Annotated in this window: 11 protein-coding genes; 9 read left to right on the top strand and 2 right to left on the bottom strand. The window is 58.8% G+C overall.

Annotated elements, in window-relative coordinates; genetic code table 11:
- Positions 1–40 precede the first annotated feature (40 nt).
- The 8 genes from BLR44_RS17745 (at position 41) to serA (ending at position 9,629) form a co-directional block, all read left to right on the top strand.
- A complete protein-coding gene (locus BLR44_RS17745; protein ID WP_176956100.1) occupies positions 41–1,366 on the top strand; it encodes a ScyD/ScyE family protein in 1,326 nt (441 codons plus the stop codon).
- A gap of 113 nt (positions 1,367–1,479) precedes the next feature.
- Positions 1,480–1,893, top strand: coding sequence for a DUF983 domain-containing protein (locus BLR44_RS17740; RefSeq protein WP_176956099.1), 414 nt, complete (start codon positions 1,480–1,482; stop codon positions 1,891–1,893).
- Positions 1,894–2,011: 118 nt separating this feature from the next.
- Positions 2,012–3,115, top strand: a complete 1,104-nt coding sequence (locus BLR44_RS17735; RefSeq protein ID WP_089684471.1) for an Mrp/NBP35 family ATP-binding protein — start codon at positions 2,012–2,014, stop codon at positions 3,113–3,115.
- Between the two features lie 5 nt (positions 3,116–3,120).
- Entirely contained in the window at positions 3,121–3,405 is a 285-nt protein-coding gene (locus BLR44_RS17730) for a NifU family protein (RefSeq protein WP_218127114.1), read from the top strand.
- A 337-nt stretch (positions 3,406–3,742) separates the two neighbouring features.
- On the top strand, positions 3,743–4,219 hold the full coding sequence (locus tag BLR44_RS17725; protein ID WP_089684469.1) for a hypothetical protein: 477 nt from the start codon (positions 3,743–3,745) through the stop codon (positions 4,217–4,219).
- Complete coding sequence (locus tag BLR44_RS17720; RefSeq protein ID WP_089684467.1) at positions 4,197–5,336, top strand: HTTM domain-containing protein; 1,140 nt, start codon at positions 4,197–4,199, stop codon at positions 5,334–5,336. The genes BLR44_RS17725 and BLR44_RS17720 overlap by 23 nt, the downstream gene beginning before the upstream one ends.
- Before the next feature lie 172 nt (positions 5,337–5,508).
- Positions 5,509–7,626 (top strand): ATP-binding protein, encoded by a 2,118-nt coding sequence (locus BLR44_RS17715; protein WP_089684465.1) that lies wholly within the window; start codon positions 5,509–5,511, stop codon positions 7,624–7,626.
- Between the two features lie 95 nt (positions 7,627–7,721).
- Positions 7,722–9,629, top strand: a complete 1,908-nt coding sequence (gene serA, locus BLR44_RS17710; RefSeq protein WP_089684723.1) for a phosphoglycerate dehydrogenase — start codon at positions 7,722–7,724, stop codon at positions 9,627–9,629.
- A gap of 72 nt (positions 9,630–9,701) precedes the next feature.
- Here the strand turns inward: serA and BLR44_RS17705 are convergent, their stop codons facing one another.
- Entirely contained in the window at positions 9,702–10,499 is a 798-nt protein-coding gene (locus BLR44_RS17705) for a ferritin-like domain-containing protein (RefSeq protein WP_089684464.1), read from the bottom strand.
- Between the two features lie 36 nt (positions 10,500–10,535).
- Positions 10,536–11,249 carry a ferritin-like domain-containing protein gene (locus BLR44_RS17700; RefSeq protein WP_089684462.1) on the bottom strand — a complete coding sequence of 238 codons (714 nt, stop codon included), beginning with the start codon at positions 11,247–11,249 and terminating at the stop codon, positions 10,536–10,538.
- Positions 11,250–11,482: 233 nt separating this feature from the next.
- On the opposite strand from BLR44_RS17700, the gene BLR44_RS17695 reads away from it, so the two are divergent.
- Positions 11,483–13,162: a M28 family metallopeptidase gene (locus BLR44_RS17695; RefSeq protein ID WP_089684460.1), complete on the top strand. Its 1,680-nt coding sequence runs from the start codon at positions 11,483–11,485 to the stop codon at positions 13,160–13,162.
- Positions 13,163–13,327: the final 165 nt, after the last annotated feature.

Genomic DNA, 13,327 nt, shown 5'->3' with positions numbered 1-13,327 from the left:
GAGCGCGCCTTTACTATCTCCATCCATAACCCGATTTCCTATGAGAAAGCCCTGTACCCGCCTGATTACGCAAAGCGCAATCGGCCTTCTGTTGCTTCTTTATCCAACTCTCACCTGGGGGCAGGCCCCGGCCCCGCCCTTTGCCGCGGGTCTGAAACACCCCATCGGCCTTACCCTCGATTCGCTGGGCCGCCTGTGGGTCGCCGAAAGCGGCACCGGCACTGACGACGGCCAGATTTCCATCATTATGCCCGACGGCTCGGTTCATCCCTTCCTGGGAGGCTTGCCTTCAGACACCAACGCCGTGGACGAAATTGTCGGCGCGTGGCGTGTCGCCTTTATGGAGGGCCAGGTGGTCATTGTCCAGGGCGAAGGGGTCGACGGCGATTCGCTTTCCGGCGCGCTGCTGATGGTCGACACCACCGGCTTCATGCCGGGCGAAGATTCGCTCACCCGCGCCGACATCGACAGCATTTTGCACATCTCAGCCTTTGTGCTCGACGAGGGGTATGCCGAGAGCAATCCGTTTGCGTTCGTGATGGATGCGGCCACGGGTAACCTACTCATCACCGACGCCGCCGCCAATGCAGTGCTTGTTTACGATCCGGCCGCCGATACCATGGGCGTCTTCGCGGAGTTTCCGCCGGTCCCCAACAACACGGGCGTAGGTCCCCCGATGGCCGACGCCGTCCCTACCCGCATCCTGGCGCACGAGGATCAGTTTCTGGTCGGCACGCTGACGGGCTTCCCGTTTTCTGACAGTGCGGCCAGCGTATACGCCGTAAGTGCAGAAGGGGCGGTCAGCATGCTGTACGACAGCCTGACTACCGTAGTCGACATGGCCATCGACCCGATGGACGGGCAACTGGTGGTGCTACAACGCTGGCGTTTTATGACTACGCCTCCGGGACCGTTGATGAATTCCGGCATGTTGCTGAAGCTGACGGCCGAGGGCATCGATACGCTGATGCAGGATTTGTTCTTCCCGAGCGGGTTGGCCATGGGCATGGACGGTACGGTCTACATCTCGTCCGATGTAGCGGGCACCGTTATCCGCGCTTCGGTGCTCACGTCGAACCGCCCGCTGCCGGCCGAAGCCGTCGGGTTTAACATCTATCCGAATCCATTCCAGGGAAGCACCGCCATCCGCTACCAGCTGGATCGTCCGCAGCCGGTGCGCATCGAAGTGTTCGATCCGACCGGCCGGCGGGTCGCCACGCTGCGCGACCAGACACAAGCCGCCGGAACCTACACCCAGCAGTGGTCAGGGCACAATGACCTCGGCCAGGAACTGCGCGCCGGCTACTACCTGATTCGCCTGCAGATCGGCGACCATGCCTGGACCAAAGCGACGATTAAACAGTAAAATAGGTCGCAGAATTAGACAGCGCCCTGTGGTACTTTCGCCGCAGGCGCGCTGTGCATTTTAGGCGGTAACGCATGGCGTCTCATTGCCGTAAGGATGGTACCTTTGCGCCGATGGCCACTTCCAAACTCACCGCGATCCTGGACGCCCGTTGCCCCCGTTGCCGGGTCGGCCCCATGTTTCAGTACCCCCTCCTGAAGGTTTCCAAGTTCTCCAAAATGCACAAGCACTGTCCGCACTGCGGCTTTCGCTTCGAGATCGAGCCGGATTTTTTCGCCGGGGCCATGTACGTCAGCTACGCCATGTCCGTAGGGCTGTTCATTACGGTGTTTGTCGTCATGCTGGTGGTGTTCAACGATCCGCCGCTGTGGGTGTACATCACGACGGTGGCCGTAGCCAACGTGTTTCTGATCCCGGTTTTTTTCCGCTACTCGCGCGTGCTGTACCTGCACCTGTTCGGCGGTGTGCGCTATCGGCCCGAATTGGCCGACCAGCCGCCGGTGGCCCCGCCTTCCTCGTCGCACTAATTTGCCCTGTACAGGTGCTTTCGCCACGGGAATACTGGCGGATGCGCCAACTCTTCGCGGCCTTTTCTTGTTACCCTTTAGATTGGGTAACTTGCAGAACTATTAACTTGAATTTGGTTTGATGATTACGCAAGAGGCTATCCTGGACGCCCTCCGCCACGTGGAGGAGCCCGATCTGAAGAAAGATCTGGTGACGCTCGGGATGGTGAAAGATATTGAAGTCAAAGACCGGGACGTTCATTTCACGGTCGTGCTGACCACCCCGGCCTGTCCGCTGAAAGAGCTGATTCGCATGCGGTGCGAGGAGGCCATTCACACCCACGTGGCCGACGATGTGCGGGTATTTATCAATATGGTGGCCGACGTAACGTCCACCCGCGTGGGCAAAACGCCGCTGCTTCCCGACGTGAAGAACATCATCTGCGTTGCGTCCGGCAAAGGTGGCGTCGGGAAATCGACCGTCGCGGCCAACCTGGCCCTGGCTTTGGCCCAGACGGGGGCGCGCGTGGGGCTGATAGACGCCGACATCTCGGGTCCGTCGATTCCGATCATGTTCGGTGCCGAAGACACCAACCCCGGCGTGGTGAACGAAGACGGTAAAAACTGGATCATCCCGATCCACCGGTTCGGCATCAAGCTGCTGTCGATCGGGTTTCTGGCACCGGCCGAAGCGCCGGTGGTCTGGCGCGGCCCGATGATGAGTTCGGCCCTGCGTCAGTTTCTGGGCGATGCCAAGTGGGGTGCCCTCGATTACTTGTTGATCGACATGCCGCCCGGAACAAGCGACGTCCACCTGACGTTGGTACAGAGCGTTCCGGTCACCGGTGCGGTCATCGTCACCACGCCGCAGAAAGTAGCCCTGGGCGATGCGGTCAAAGGCATGATGATGTTCCGCCAGAAGCAGGTTAACGTTCCGATCCTGGGGGTTGTCGAAAATATGGCGTATTTTACCCCCGCCGAGCTGCCCGACAACAAGTACTACATCTTTGGAAAAGGGGGCGGACGCTCCCTGGCCGAACAGTACAACGTGCCGTTTATTGGGGAGGTGCCGCTGGTGCAGACCATCCGCGAGAGCGGTGACGAAGGCACCCCGGCAGTACTGCGCGGCGCGGACGATCCGGCCGCGAAGGCGTTTCAGGAGGTAGCCGAAGCGCTGGCCCAACAGGTGGCCATCCGCAACGCTTCGATGGCGCAGACGCGCCCTGTAGAGATTAAATTATGATGACGATGGATTCCAATATGAACATAAAAGCCAAGGTGGAAATCGCCCTGAACGCTATCCGGCCTTATCTGGAAGCTGACGGCGGCGACGTGAAGGTGCTGGACGTAACGGACGAAGGGTTGGTAACACTCGAACTCCTGGGCAACTGTGGCTCGTGCCCCATGTCGGCCATGACGCTGAAAGCCGGCGTCGAAGACGCGATCAAGCGCGCGGTGCCCGAAGTGTCGGCCGTGGAAGCGGTCAACATGACAACCCCCGATGATCCGTGGGCGAAGATGCCCTTTGAATGATACATCCCGGCGCGCCTCTTTTTCTTTGGAGAAAGAGGCGCGTACCGTAGAATGCCCCCTCCCTTCTGCCGCTTCCTTTGTGCCCTCCTAACCTAAAATGACTTTTGTCATTGCACATCTCTAAGTATAAGCTATCTTTATAGCTAAAAAATCACATTATTGATTTAAGGCGACCTTCCTCTTCCCACCCCTCGGACCGTGTCCGGGCCCGAAAAGGCAAGAAGGCCGCTCATGGCATACCCCTCGGATACCAACCCCTGTGTACACGACAGGAAAGCACCCGGGCGTCAGCAGACTTTCTTGAAAATTATCTTTATTTTGTTCTCAAAGCTGCCTTATGAGTAGAAAAAAGATCAGGCTTCTGTTTATCCTTACCGGCGCCTTTCTCTGCGTCCAGGCGGTGGTGGCCTGGGGATACGAGGAGCCCTTTCCAGCGTTTGTGTATCCGCGCTTCAACTCCATCTGGCTTAAGGAAGATGGCAAAGCCACGTTAAAAACCTTTGATCTCTACGCATTTGCGCAGGGCGACTCGATTCCCATCGACCCGGGTGAGTTGTACGAAGATGTAGAAGGAAAGGCACGCCGCTCGATGGTCACGGCCTTTTCGTTCGAGCACTTTCCGCGCCCGGGGGAACCCGTTTCGCCGGCCTGGGAGGAAATGCGCGCGTACCTGTTCAACGGCGTGTCTCAGTTTACGGGCCGCCCGGACATCGACTCCCTGAAGCTGACCTGGAAATTCCTCATCGTTACTCCCGATTCCGGAACTGTTGAAAACGAAATCATCGAAAGCCGTGTCATCTCGTCGCACCCTTAATACCTTCGTTACGAACCTGGTTGATCGCTTTGCGTTCGATACCTACGGCATCGACGCCAAAAGCCAGGCCCTTTTCCGCATTTTCTACGCGTCGCTTTTCCTGGTGATCGGGGGGCTGCCGTCGTGGGTGTGGATTGGTGACAAACCCAGCGTGCTGTTTCAGCCCCCGCCCATCAGCCTGACCAACTTCGTGGCGTCCTCGTTTCCCCCGGCGGGCTTCTTCATTTCCCTTGAAATCATCGTCTGCCTGCTGTACGTGGCGCTGCTGTTCGGCTTCTACACCCGCATTACGTCGGTGCTGCTCGCCGTTTTTCTGACGATCGGCTTTAGCTTCGAGTTTTCGTTCGGCAAGATCGGCCACTTCGCCATGTTAATGATTCTGGTCCCACTGATGATGTCGTTCTCCAACTGGGGCACCCTATGGTCGATCGACGCGCGCTACCGACACGCCCAACCGAACCCGAACCGGGCGGCCTGGCCCATAGCGTTTATGGTGCTCTGTTTCGGCTTTGCCATGTTCAGCGCCAGCGTCCCGAAGATCATCGCCGGCTGGCTCGACCCCGCCACCCAGGCCGTACGCGGTTACATGCTCCGGTTCTATTACGTGCAGGGATCACGCGAGCTGCTGCTCCCTTACCTGGTCGATTTCACCAGCAAAGGCGTGTGGGAAGCGATGGACTGGATGGGCGTAGGGCTGGAATTGACGTTTCTGCTGGCCATTCTGCGTCGGCAACTGTTCCGGTTCTACCTGCTGGTGACCATCTCGTTTCACATTGCCAACCTGCTGATTTTCAACATCAACGACTTCTACCTGAACACCTATTTCTACGCGCTGTTTTTCAATTACACCCTGATTACAGAGCGGATGTCGCCGCTGGCTTCTCAGCGGCTGGGGTCGTTTTTCAACTACGTGAACCTGGCGCTGGTGGCCGGAGCGGCGGTGGTCTGGTACCGCTTCTTCACCTTGTCGCCTTTCTTTACAGCCCTGGAAGCACTCTCGCTGAACTTTGACGAAGCGACGCTGGTCCTGCTGTTTGCCATGCTGGCGCTGGCCCTGACCGATGCCGTCTTGTCGCTCAGGCAACGCCAACCCACCCCGGCGGTGGGCGCGCTGTAAATTTTCAGAAGTTTGGCTCGTCGGGGAAAGGCCCCTGTCTGTAGGCGTTGTGTCAACAGACGGGGGCTTTTCGTGTGCGGCCCGTTATGCCGTGGCGGGGCGCGGGGTGGCAGCCCTGGAGTTTCTCTGAAAAAAGTATCATATTTGATACCGTTCGTATCCGTGCTGCCTCATGTCTTCTTCTCTCCGTGCTTGCTCTGCTCTTTTTTTCGGGTTGTGTTGTTGGATGCTGCCGGCCCTCACCTTCGGTCAGTCTTACGTCGACAGTTTAACGCAGGCCCTACCCACCGCCCCCGATTCCAGCCGCGCGTTCATCTTGCGCGAGTTGTTCTGGGAAAATCTTTACCAGGATGCACCGCGCGCCATCACCTACGCCCAACAACTCCTCGACTTTGCGCAGCCTCGTCACGACACGTTCGAGGTAGCGCGGGCGCATCATCTGCTCGGCATGGGGCACTTTTACAATACGCGCCTCATCGACGCCAACCGGCATCTGCTGACCGCCCTGGACCTGCGCCAGCAGATTCATGACACGATGGGCATTTCTTATACCTACGGGGCGCTCGGCATGGTAAGTGACAACCTCAGCGACTACCCCACCGCGCTGGACTACTACTTTCAGGCGCTGGACGTGTTAGGCGACAAAGCCCAACCCGACGATTACGCGAAGACGTACACCAACCTCGGCATCATTTACAAAAAACAGGGCGACTTTCCCCTGGCCAAATCGTACCTCCAGAAGTCGATTGCGCTCCACGCAGACAATCACGATTCGGTAGGGGTAGCCACGGCGCAGGTCAACCTGGGCATTTTGTACAAAGACGAGGATCAACTCGACTCCGCCCTCTACTACCACACGCAGTCGCTGCAGTTTTTCGAAGCCCAAAACTTCACCCGGGGCGTTGCGATCTGCATTCATAACCTGGGCGTAGTCGACTGCAAACGGAAAGATTACGACGCGGCCCTCGCCAAATTCCGCCACTCCATGCAACTTGGCGAGGAGTTGCATAGCGACGAACTGCGGCTGAACAACCTCAACGAAATGGCGCGGACCTACCGTGACGCCGGAAAGTATGTGCACGCCATTCGGCACGCCGAACAGGGCTACGCGCTGGCCCAGCAGATGGGCATCAAGAAAGAAGGCCGCGAGTTGTGTGCGCTACTGGCCGAAGCGCACGCAGCCCTCGGCCACTATTCCCAGGCTTATCAGTACCAGGCGGCCCAGCTAGCGCTGCACGACAGCATTTTCAGCGAAGACAAGTCGCGCGAAATCGGGCGGCTGGAGGCCCGGTTCGAAGCCCAGGCCCAGGCCCGCACGCAGGCAGCCGAACGGACGCTCCTCGAAAAAGAAAAGGCCCTGCAAACTGCCGAACTGCAACGGCAGCGCACGCTTGCCTACAGCCTGGGAGCGGGGCTGGTGATGCTGATCGTGCTGGTGTACGTCCTTTTCCGCTACAGCCGCCGCCAACGGGGACAGAACGAGACGCTGATCCGGCAGCAACAGGCCATCCTGGAGAAAAATCAGCAACTGGAGCAGCAGCAGCACGAAATTGTCCGCCAGCGCGAAGCCCTGGCCGAAAGTAACGTCACGAAAGACAAGTTCCTGTCGATTCTGGCGCACGACATCCGGGGGCCGATCACCACCCTGACGTCGTTCACCAACCTGCTGGCGCAATACGCCGCATCCATGTCGCCCGACGAGTTGAACGAACTGAGCCTCGAAGCGCACCGCTCCACCCAGAACCTGCAAGCGCTGGTCGATAACCTCCTCAAGTGGGCGCAGTCGCAGTCCAACCGGATGACGTACCAGCGCCAGCCCTTTTTTCTGGAGCCGGTGCTGGCCACCAGCATCGAGCACCTGCGGAGCGTGGCGCACCAGAAGCAGATCACCGTGACGCTGCGCGACGACGGCGACGCCTGTGTGCTGGGCGATATTCCTTCGTTGCAGACGGTTTTTCGTAATCTGCTTTCCAACGCGCTGAAATTTACGCCACCGGGCGGGCAGGTAAACGTGACGGTGCAGACGACCGAGGCGGACGTGACCGTGGCGATACGCGACACGGGCGTCGGCATGAAACCGGAGGTGCTCGAAAAACTGTTTCGGATCGACGCGCGCCACTCGACCAAAGGCACCGCCAACGAAAAAGGCACCGGGCTGGGACTGGTGCTCTGCCAGGAGTTTGTCCGCAAAAACGGCGGGACGTTGCGCGTCGAAAGCCAACCCGGCGAAGGGACCGTCTTTTGTGTGGTGCTGCCCGCCGCTACAGTCCCCGCTCCGGCAGAATCCTGAAAGGAATCTTAGAAAAGAAAAGCGCTTTCGTCCTTTTTCCCCGGCACTCTCCTAACTTTGCGCCGGCAATGCCGCCTCACCTTATTTTCATGCCCATGCCGGATACTCAAACCGCTTCCGACGTATTTTATGTCATCGATTTCGACAGCACCGTCACCCGTGTGGAAGGCCTCGACGAACTGGCCGCCATCGCGCTGGAAGGCCAGCCCGACGCCGCGGAAAAAGTCGCTGCCGTGCGCCGCATCACCGACCAGGGAATGGACGGCTCCATGACGTTTTCGGAATCGTTACAGCAACGCCTGGCGCTGCTCAGCGCCCACCGCGACCACCTCACGCCGCTGGTGGCTTCGCTGCACGGCAAAATCTCCGAGTCGTTTCTGCGCAACAAAGCCTTCTTTGCGCAGCACGCCGAACACATCATCGTCATTTCCAGCGGTTTCCGCGAGTTTGTCGCTCCCATTGCCACGTCGTTGGGGGTGCGGCCCGAAAACATCTACGCCAACGAATTCACGTACGACGCCGAAGGCAACATTGTCGGGGTGGATCAGTCGAACGTGCTGTCGGAAAACAACGGCAAAGTGAAGCTGCTCAACCGCCTCCAGCTTCCAGGCAAAGTCTACGTCATTGGCGATGGCTACACCGACTACGAGATCAGGGCGGCCGGCCTGGCCGATAAATTTTACGCCTTTACCGAGAACGTACAGCGCGCCAATGTGCTCGAAAAAGCCGATCACATTGCGCCCAACCTCGAAGAATTTCTTTTTGTCAACAAACTTCCCATGAGCGTTTCTTATCCCAAACACCGCATTAAAGTTCTTCTGCTCGAAAACATCCACAAAAAAGCCAACGAGATTTTCCAGACGGAAGGCTACCAGCTCGAAGTCGTAAACGGCGGCCTGGACGAAGACGAACTGTGCGAGCGCATCCGCGACGTGCAGATTCTGGGCATCCGTTCGAAAACTCAGGTGACGGCCCGCGTGCTGGAACACGCCAACCGCCTGATGACCATCGGAGCGTTTTGCATCGGCACCAATCAGATCGACCTGGAGACGTGCAAAGAGAAAGGCGTCGCCGTGTTCAACGCACCGTACAGCAACACGCGTAGCGTGGTAGAGCTGGCCATCAGCGAGATGATTGCGCTGATCCGCGGCGTATTTCCGAAAAGCATGGCCATGCACCAGGGGCAGTGGGATAAATCGGCGAAGAACTCGAACGAGATTCGGGGCAAGAAACTCGGCATTATCGGCTACGGCAACATCGGCGCACAACTGTCGGTGCTGGCCGAAGCGATGGGGATGAAGGTCTATTTCTACGACATTGTGGACCGGCTGGCGCTCGGTAACGTGCAGAAGTGCGACACGCTGGAGGAACTGTTGCGGCAAGCCGACGTGGTGACGCTGCACATCGACGGCCGTCCGGAGAACAAGAACTTTTTCGGAGCCCACGAATTCGGGCAGATGAAAGACGGCGCCGTGTTCCTGAACCTGGCACGCGGCCCGGTCGTGCAGATTCCGGCACTGGTCGAGGCGCTCAAAAGCGGCAAGCTGCGCGGCGCCGGTGTGGACGTGTTCCCCGAAGAACCCAAAAACAACGACGAGCCGTTTGTCAGCGAACTAATCGGCCTGCATAACGTCATCCTGACGCCCCACGTGGGCGGCTCGACCGAAGAGGCCCAGTTCAACATCGCCGAGTTTGTGCCCGGCAAAATCATCGACTACATCAACTCGGGCAGCACGTTCATGAGCGTCAACTTCCCGAACCTGCAACTGCCGGCCTTCGGCGGGGCGCACCGCCTGTTGCACATCCACCGGAACACGCCGGGCGTAATCGCCAACATCAACCGCGTGTTGTCGGAGCACGGCACCAACATCGTCGGCCAGCACCTGAAAACCAACGAGACCATCGGCTACGTCATTACCGACGTCGACAAAGCGTACGACAAAGACGTGATCAAGGCCCTCAAGGAAATTCCGAATACCATCAAATTCCGGGTGCTGTACTAAGCGCCCCAAACACAAAAAAGCCGGAAGTTACCAAGTCTTCCGGCTTTTTTGTTTCTACGAGTCTGGACCGGCCTACGCCTTCACAAAAAGCGTTGCCACGGCCAGTACTTCTTCTTGCGTCAACGGCTCATCGAACGATTGGGTTACCACGTGCCGCGGAATGGTGGTCAGCGTGGTCACGTCGACGCCCCCCTGCATCACGTTTTCTTCCCCGTTGTAGACGGGCTGCGCCGCCGCCGGAAGTCCGTTCGGTTCGTTGCGGTTGATCCATCCCTGGAAGCCACGCAGGCGGCGCACTTCCGAAGCGTGGCGCGCTTCGACCGAGTGGATTTGCAAAGCCGTGGTCAGCACCACGTCGTTGTCGATCAGGTAACCGGCCTGGCCTTTGTAGGCACGAACGCCGGTGTCCTCAAACGCCTGCGACAGGGCCAGAAACTGATCGTAATTGCCAAACGGATTGAACGCCCCGCCCGCCGTAAAGTCGAACATCGGCTTGTCGACCGGGGTGGCTCCCAGGCCGCTGATGGCGACTTTCAGCAGATCGACGTGGGCTTTCTCGTGCTTGCTGATCTGCATGAAAATCGCTTCGGCCTTCGAACCGGCCGGGATGACGCCCGCGTCGAGGCCCATCGCATAGAACTCGTTTTCCAGGTACTCGAGCAGTAGCGCAAAGTTCAGGACTCCCGGCACGGTGGTGTGCGCGGCGCGGGCCGGCGTGCTGACCAGAGCGCCCAACCCCAACGGAACGGCTGCCATCGCCGCCTTTTGGGCCATATCGCCAAAAATCGTGAAGGCTTCCCGACGCGAGGTGGCTTTGGTCGCCGAGGGCTCTCCCTCAAAAAGCTGATCCAGTAAAGTGAATATATTCATGGTTGTAATGTCTTAAGGTGTTGCGGTGAGGATGGGTTACATAGTCGGAAGGTTGCTTCCGTTCAGTTTGGTCTTCAGGAACTTCGAAGCGGTGGCCAGTACCGTCTGCGGCGACTTGGCCACGTCGAGTCCTGTCAGCGGATCGACGATATCATCGCCCGCAAAGGCAGTGGCATCGTCCCCGAAAATGCTGCGAATAGCCGCCGCGTGGCGCGCCTCGACCGAAACGATTTTGCCCGCCAGCAACAGGTAATTCACGTCTTTGATCAGACGCCCCGCCCCGTTATAGGCAGAAACGCCGAGATCTTCGAAGGCCTTGGCCGTACCGAGCACGCTCATCCGATCGCTAAAGTCGATGCCGCTGAAGTCTACTTCCAGACCGGGAATGGCGTTGGTGCCCAGCGCCGCCTTGAAAAATTCGCGGTGGATGATTTCGTGTTCCTTCAGGTCCTCGAGGAGATCCCGCTCTTTGGACGTCATGCCGCCGAACGGCCGATCGATCACTTTGGTGTAAAAAGCGGCTTCCAGCTGTTCCAGGGCATAGGCGTAGTTCAGGATACCGACATCGCCGCTGCCCAGGTCGATGCCGCCCTCGCCGTTGTTGCCGGGCATGGGGGTGGGAAAATAGGGCTCGCAGCCGGACAGCATCAGCCCCGTAGCGGCTACGGTAGCTCCACTGTACAGCAGGAAATTGCGGCGTGAGTGATGGTTGCGCACGCCCTCTTGCTCAGGTTTTGTCGTGTGAGACATGGGAGTTGGGTTGGGTTAGGAAATAAACAGGTGAAAAAGCGTTTAGGTCGATTCTTGGTGAGCCCCCGCCCTTCCCAAGCCGAACCAGCGGTTTGAGAAAGCGGTCGGCATACCTACGAGATGCAGCAGGGTGCTGGATTTCAGCACGATGAAATATTTTTCATATCCCTTGTGCCCCTCCGCCATAGCCCGTACTTTTCGCCGCGTTGTTTACCTGAACCTTGGTTGCCTCCATGAAAAACTTCGCACTCCTGGCCCTGTTGCTCGCCTGCGGGTCCGCCTGCACACCCACCGAAACCACGTCCGACACCGAAACGCCGCTCGACTCGGCCCTGACCAGCATCACGCACGACGACCTGATGCGCCACCTGCGGGTGCTGGCGTCCGACTCGTTCGAAGGCCGGGGCGTCGCGACACCCGCCGAAACGCTGACGGTCGATTACCTGACCAACCAGTTCCGTCAGCTGGGCCTGAAGCCGGGCAATCCCGACGGCTCGTATGTACAAAAGGTGCCGCTGATGGGCTTTACGGCCGAAGATGTGAAAGCTTCGTTTCAGGGAAAGGGCAAAACGCTCACGTTTCAGTATCCTGACCAGTTCATGGGCGTCTCGCATCTGAACCAGGAAGACGTTGCCGTGCAGCATTCGGAAGTGGTGTTTGTGGGCTACGGCGTGGACGCCCCCGAATACGAGTGGGACGACTACAAGGGGATGGACATGACCGGCAAAACGCTGCTGATGCTGATCAACGACCCCGCGGTGCCGCTCGAAGGCGATACGTCTCAACTGGACAGCACGGTATTCCGTGGCAAGGCCATGACCTACTACGGCCGCTGGACCTACAAATACGAGATTGCGGCGGAGAAAGGAGCCGCGGCAGCCATCATCATCCACGAAACCGGCCCGGCCGGGTATCCTTACGAAGTCGTGAGTGGCAGTTGGGGCGGCGAGAACTTCGACGTGCAGAACGACCCGAACCCGAAAGTACAGGTCGAGGCGTGGGTGCCCTACGCGCAGGCGCAGGAACTGGTCGCGCTGGCCGGGCAAAACCTGGCGCAACTGAAACAAGCCGCCCTGAAGCGTGATTTTCAGCCGGTGCCCCTCGGCGTACAAGCCAACCTGAGCCTGCACAACAATTTACGCTTTGTGGATTCGCACAATGTGGTGGCGAAGCTGGAAGGCAGCGAACTGCCGGACGAGTACGTGATCTACACCGCGCACTGGGATCACCTGGGCCGCGACCCCGAACTGGAAGGCGACCAGATCTACAACGGCGCGCTCGACAACGCGACGGGTACCGCCGGACTGCTGGAACTCGCCGATGCCTACACCAAACTCCCCACCCCGCCGAAGCGCTCGGTGCTGTTTCTGGCCGTGACGGCCGAAGAGAAAGGGCTGTTGGGGTCGAAGTACTACGCCACACATCCGCTCTATCCGCTGAACAAGACCCTGGCCAACCTCAACATGGACGGCCTCAATCCGTGGGGACGTACGCGCGATCTGGTGATTGTAGGGCAGGGAAATTCCACGCTGGACGATACGCTGATGAAAGCCCTACAACAACAGGACCGCGTGGTGGTGCCGGAAGACAGCCCCGAGAAGGGCTACTTCTACCGCTCCGACCATTTCGAATTTGCGAAAGAGGGCGTGCCCGCCCTGTATACCGACAACGGCATCGACTACCGGGACCAGCCCGCCGACTACGGCCGCCAGCGTCAGGCGGCATACGTAGAGCAAGACTACCACAAACTGAGCGACGAAATCAAGCCCGACTGGAACTTCGCCGGAGGGGTAGAAGACCTGCAACTGCTCTTCCGGGTGGGCTACGACGTCGCCAACGGCACGACGTATCCGTCGTGGAAACCGGGTACCGAGTTCCGCGCGAAACGCGAGCAGATGCTGCGCCAACTGTGACCCAACTCGCCCCTGGCACCCGAAAGCCCTGACGCCCTAATTTGTTGAATTACAAGTACTTGAAAAGGCTTAAAAATATATTTCCCGTCCCCCGACATTTTGCTTGGCAGGGTCGTGCAGAACCCTATATTTGCGCCCGTTTTCACGGAACGTTTTTTTCGATTT

The organism is Catalinimonas alkaloidigena (assembly GCF_900100765.1).
GTDB lineage: Bacteria > Bacteroidota > Bacteroidia > Cytophagales > Flexibacteraceae > Mooreia > Mooreia alkaloidigena.
The sequence above is the reverse complement of the archived record's forward strand: the minus strand, read 5'-3'. Positions and strand labels throughout refer to the sequence as shown.

Bases quoted from the DNA above. Each gene is read 5' to 3' on its own strand.
- BLR44_RS17745 (WP_176956100.1), top strand. From the start codon at position 41: ATGAGAAAGCCCTGTACCCGCCTGATTACGCAAAGCGCAATCGGCCTT.
- BLR44_RS17740 (WP_176956099.1), top strand. From the start codon at position 1,480: ATGGCCACTTCCAAACTCACCGCGATCCTGGACGCCCGTTGCCCCCGT.
- BLR44_RS17730 (WP_218127114.1), top strand. From the start codon at position 3,121: ATGGATTCCAATATGAACATAAAAGCCAAGGTGGAAATCGCCCTGAAC.
- BLR44_RS17725 (WP_089684469.1), top strand. From the start codon at position 3,743: ATGAGTAGAAAAAAGATCAGGCTTCTGTTTATCCTTACCGGCGCCTTT.
- BLR44_RS17715 (WP_089684465.1), top strand. From the start codon at position 5,509: ATGTCTTCTTCTCTCCGTGCTTGCTCTGCTCTTTTTTTCGGGTTGTGT.
- serA (WP_089684723.1), top strand. From the start codon at position 7,722: ATGCCGGATACTCAAACCGCTTCCGACGTATTTTATGTCATCGATTTC.
- BLR44_RS17705 (WP_089684464.1), bottom strand. From the start codon at position 10,499: ATGAATATATTCACTTTACTGGATCAGCTTTTTGAGGGAGAGCCCTCG.
- BLR44_RS17700 (WP_089684462.1), bottom strand. From the start codon at position 11,249: ATGTCTCACACGACAAAACCTGAGCAAGAGGGCGTGCGCAACCATCAC.
- BLR44_RS17695 (WP_089684460.1), top strand. From the start codon at position 11,483: ATGAAAAACTTCGCACTCCTGGCCCTGTTGCTCGCCTGCGGGTCCGCC.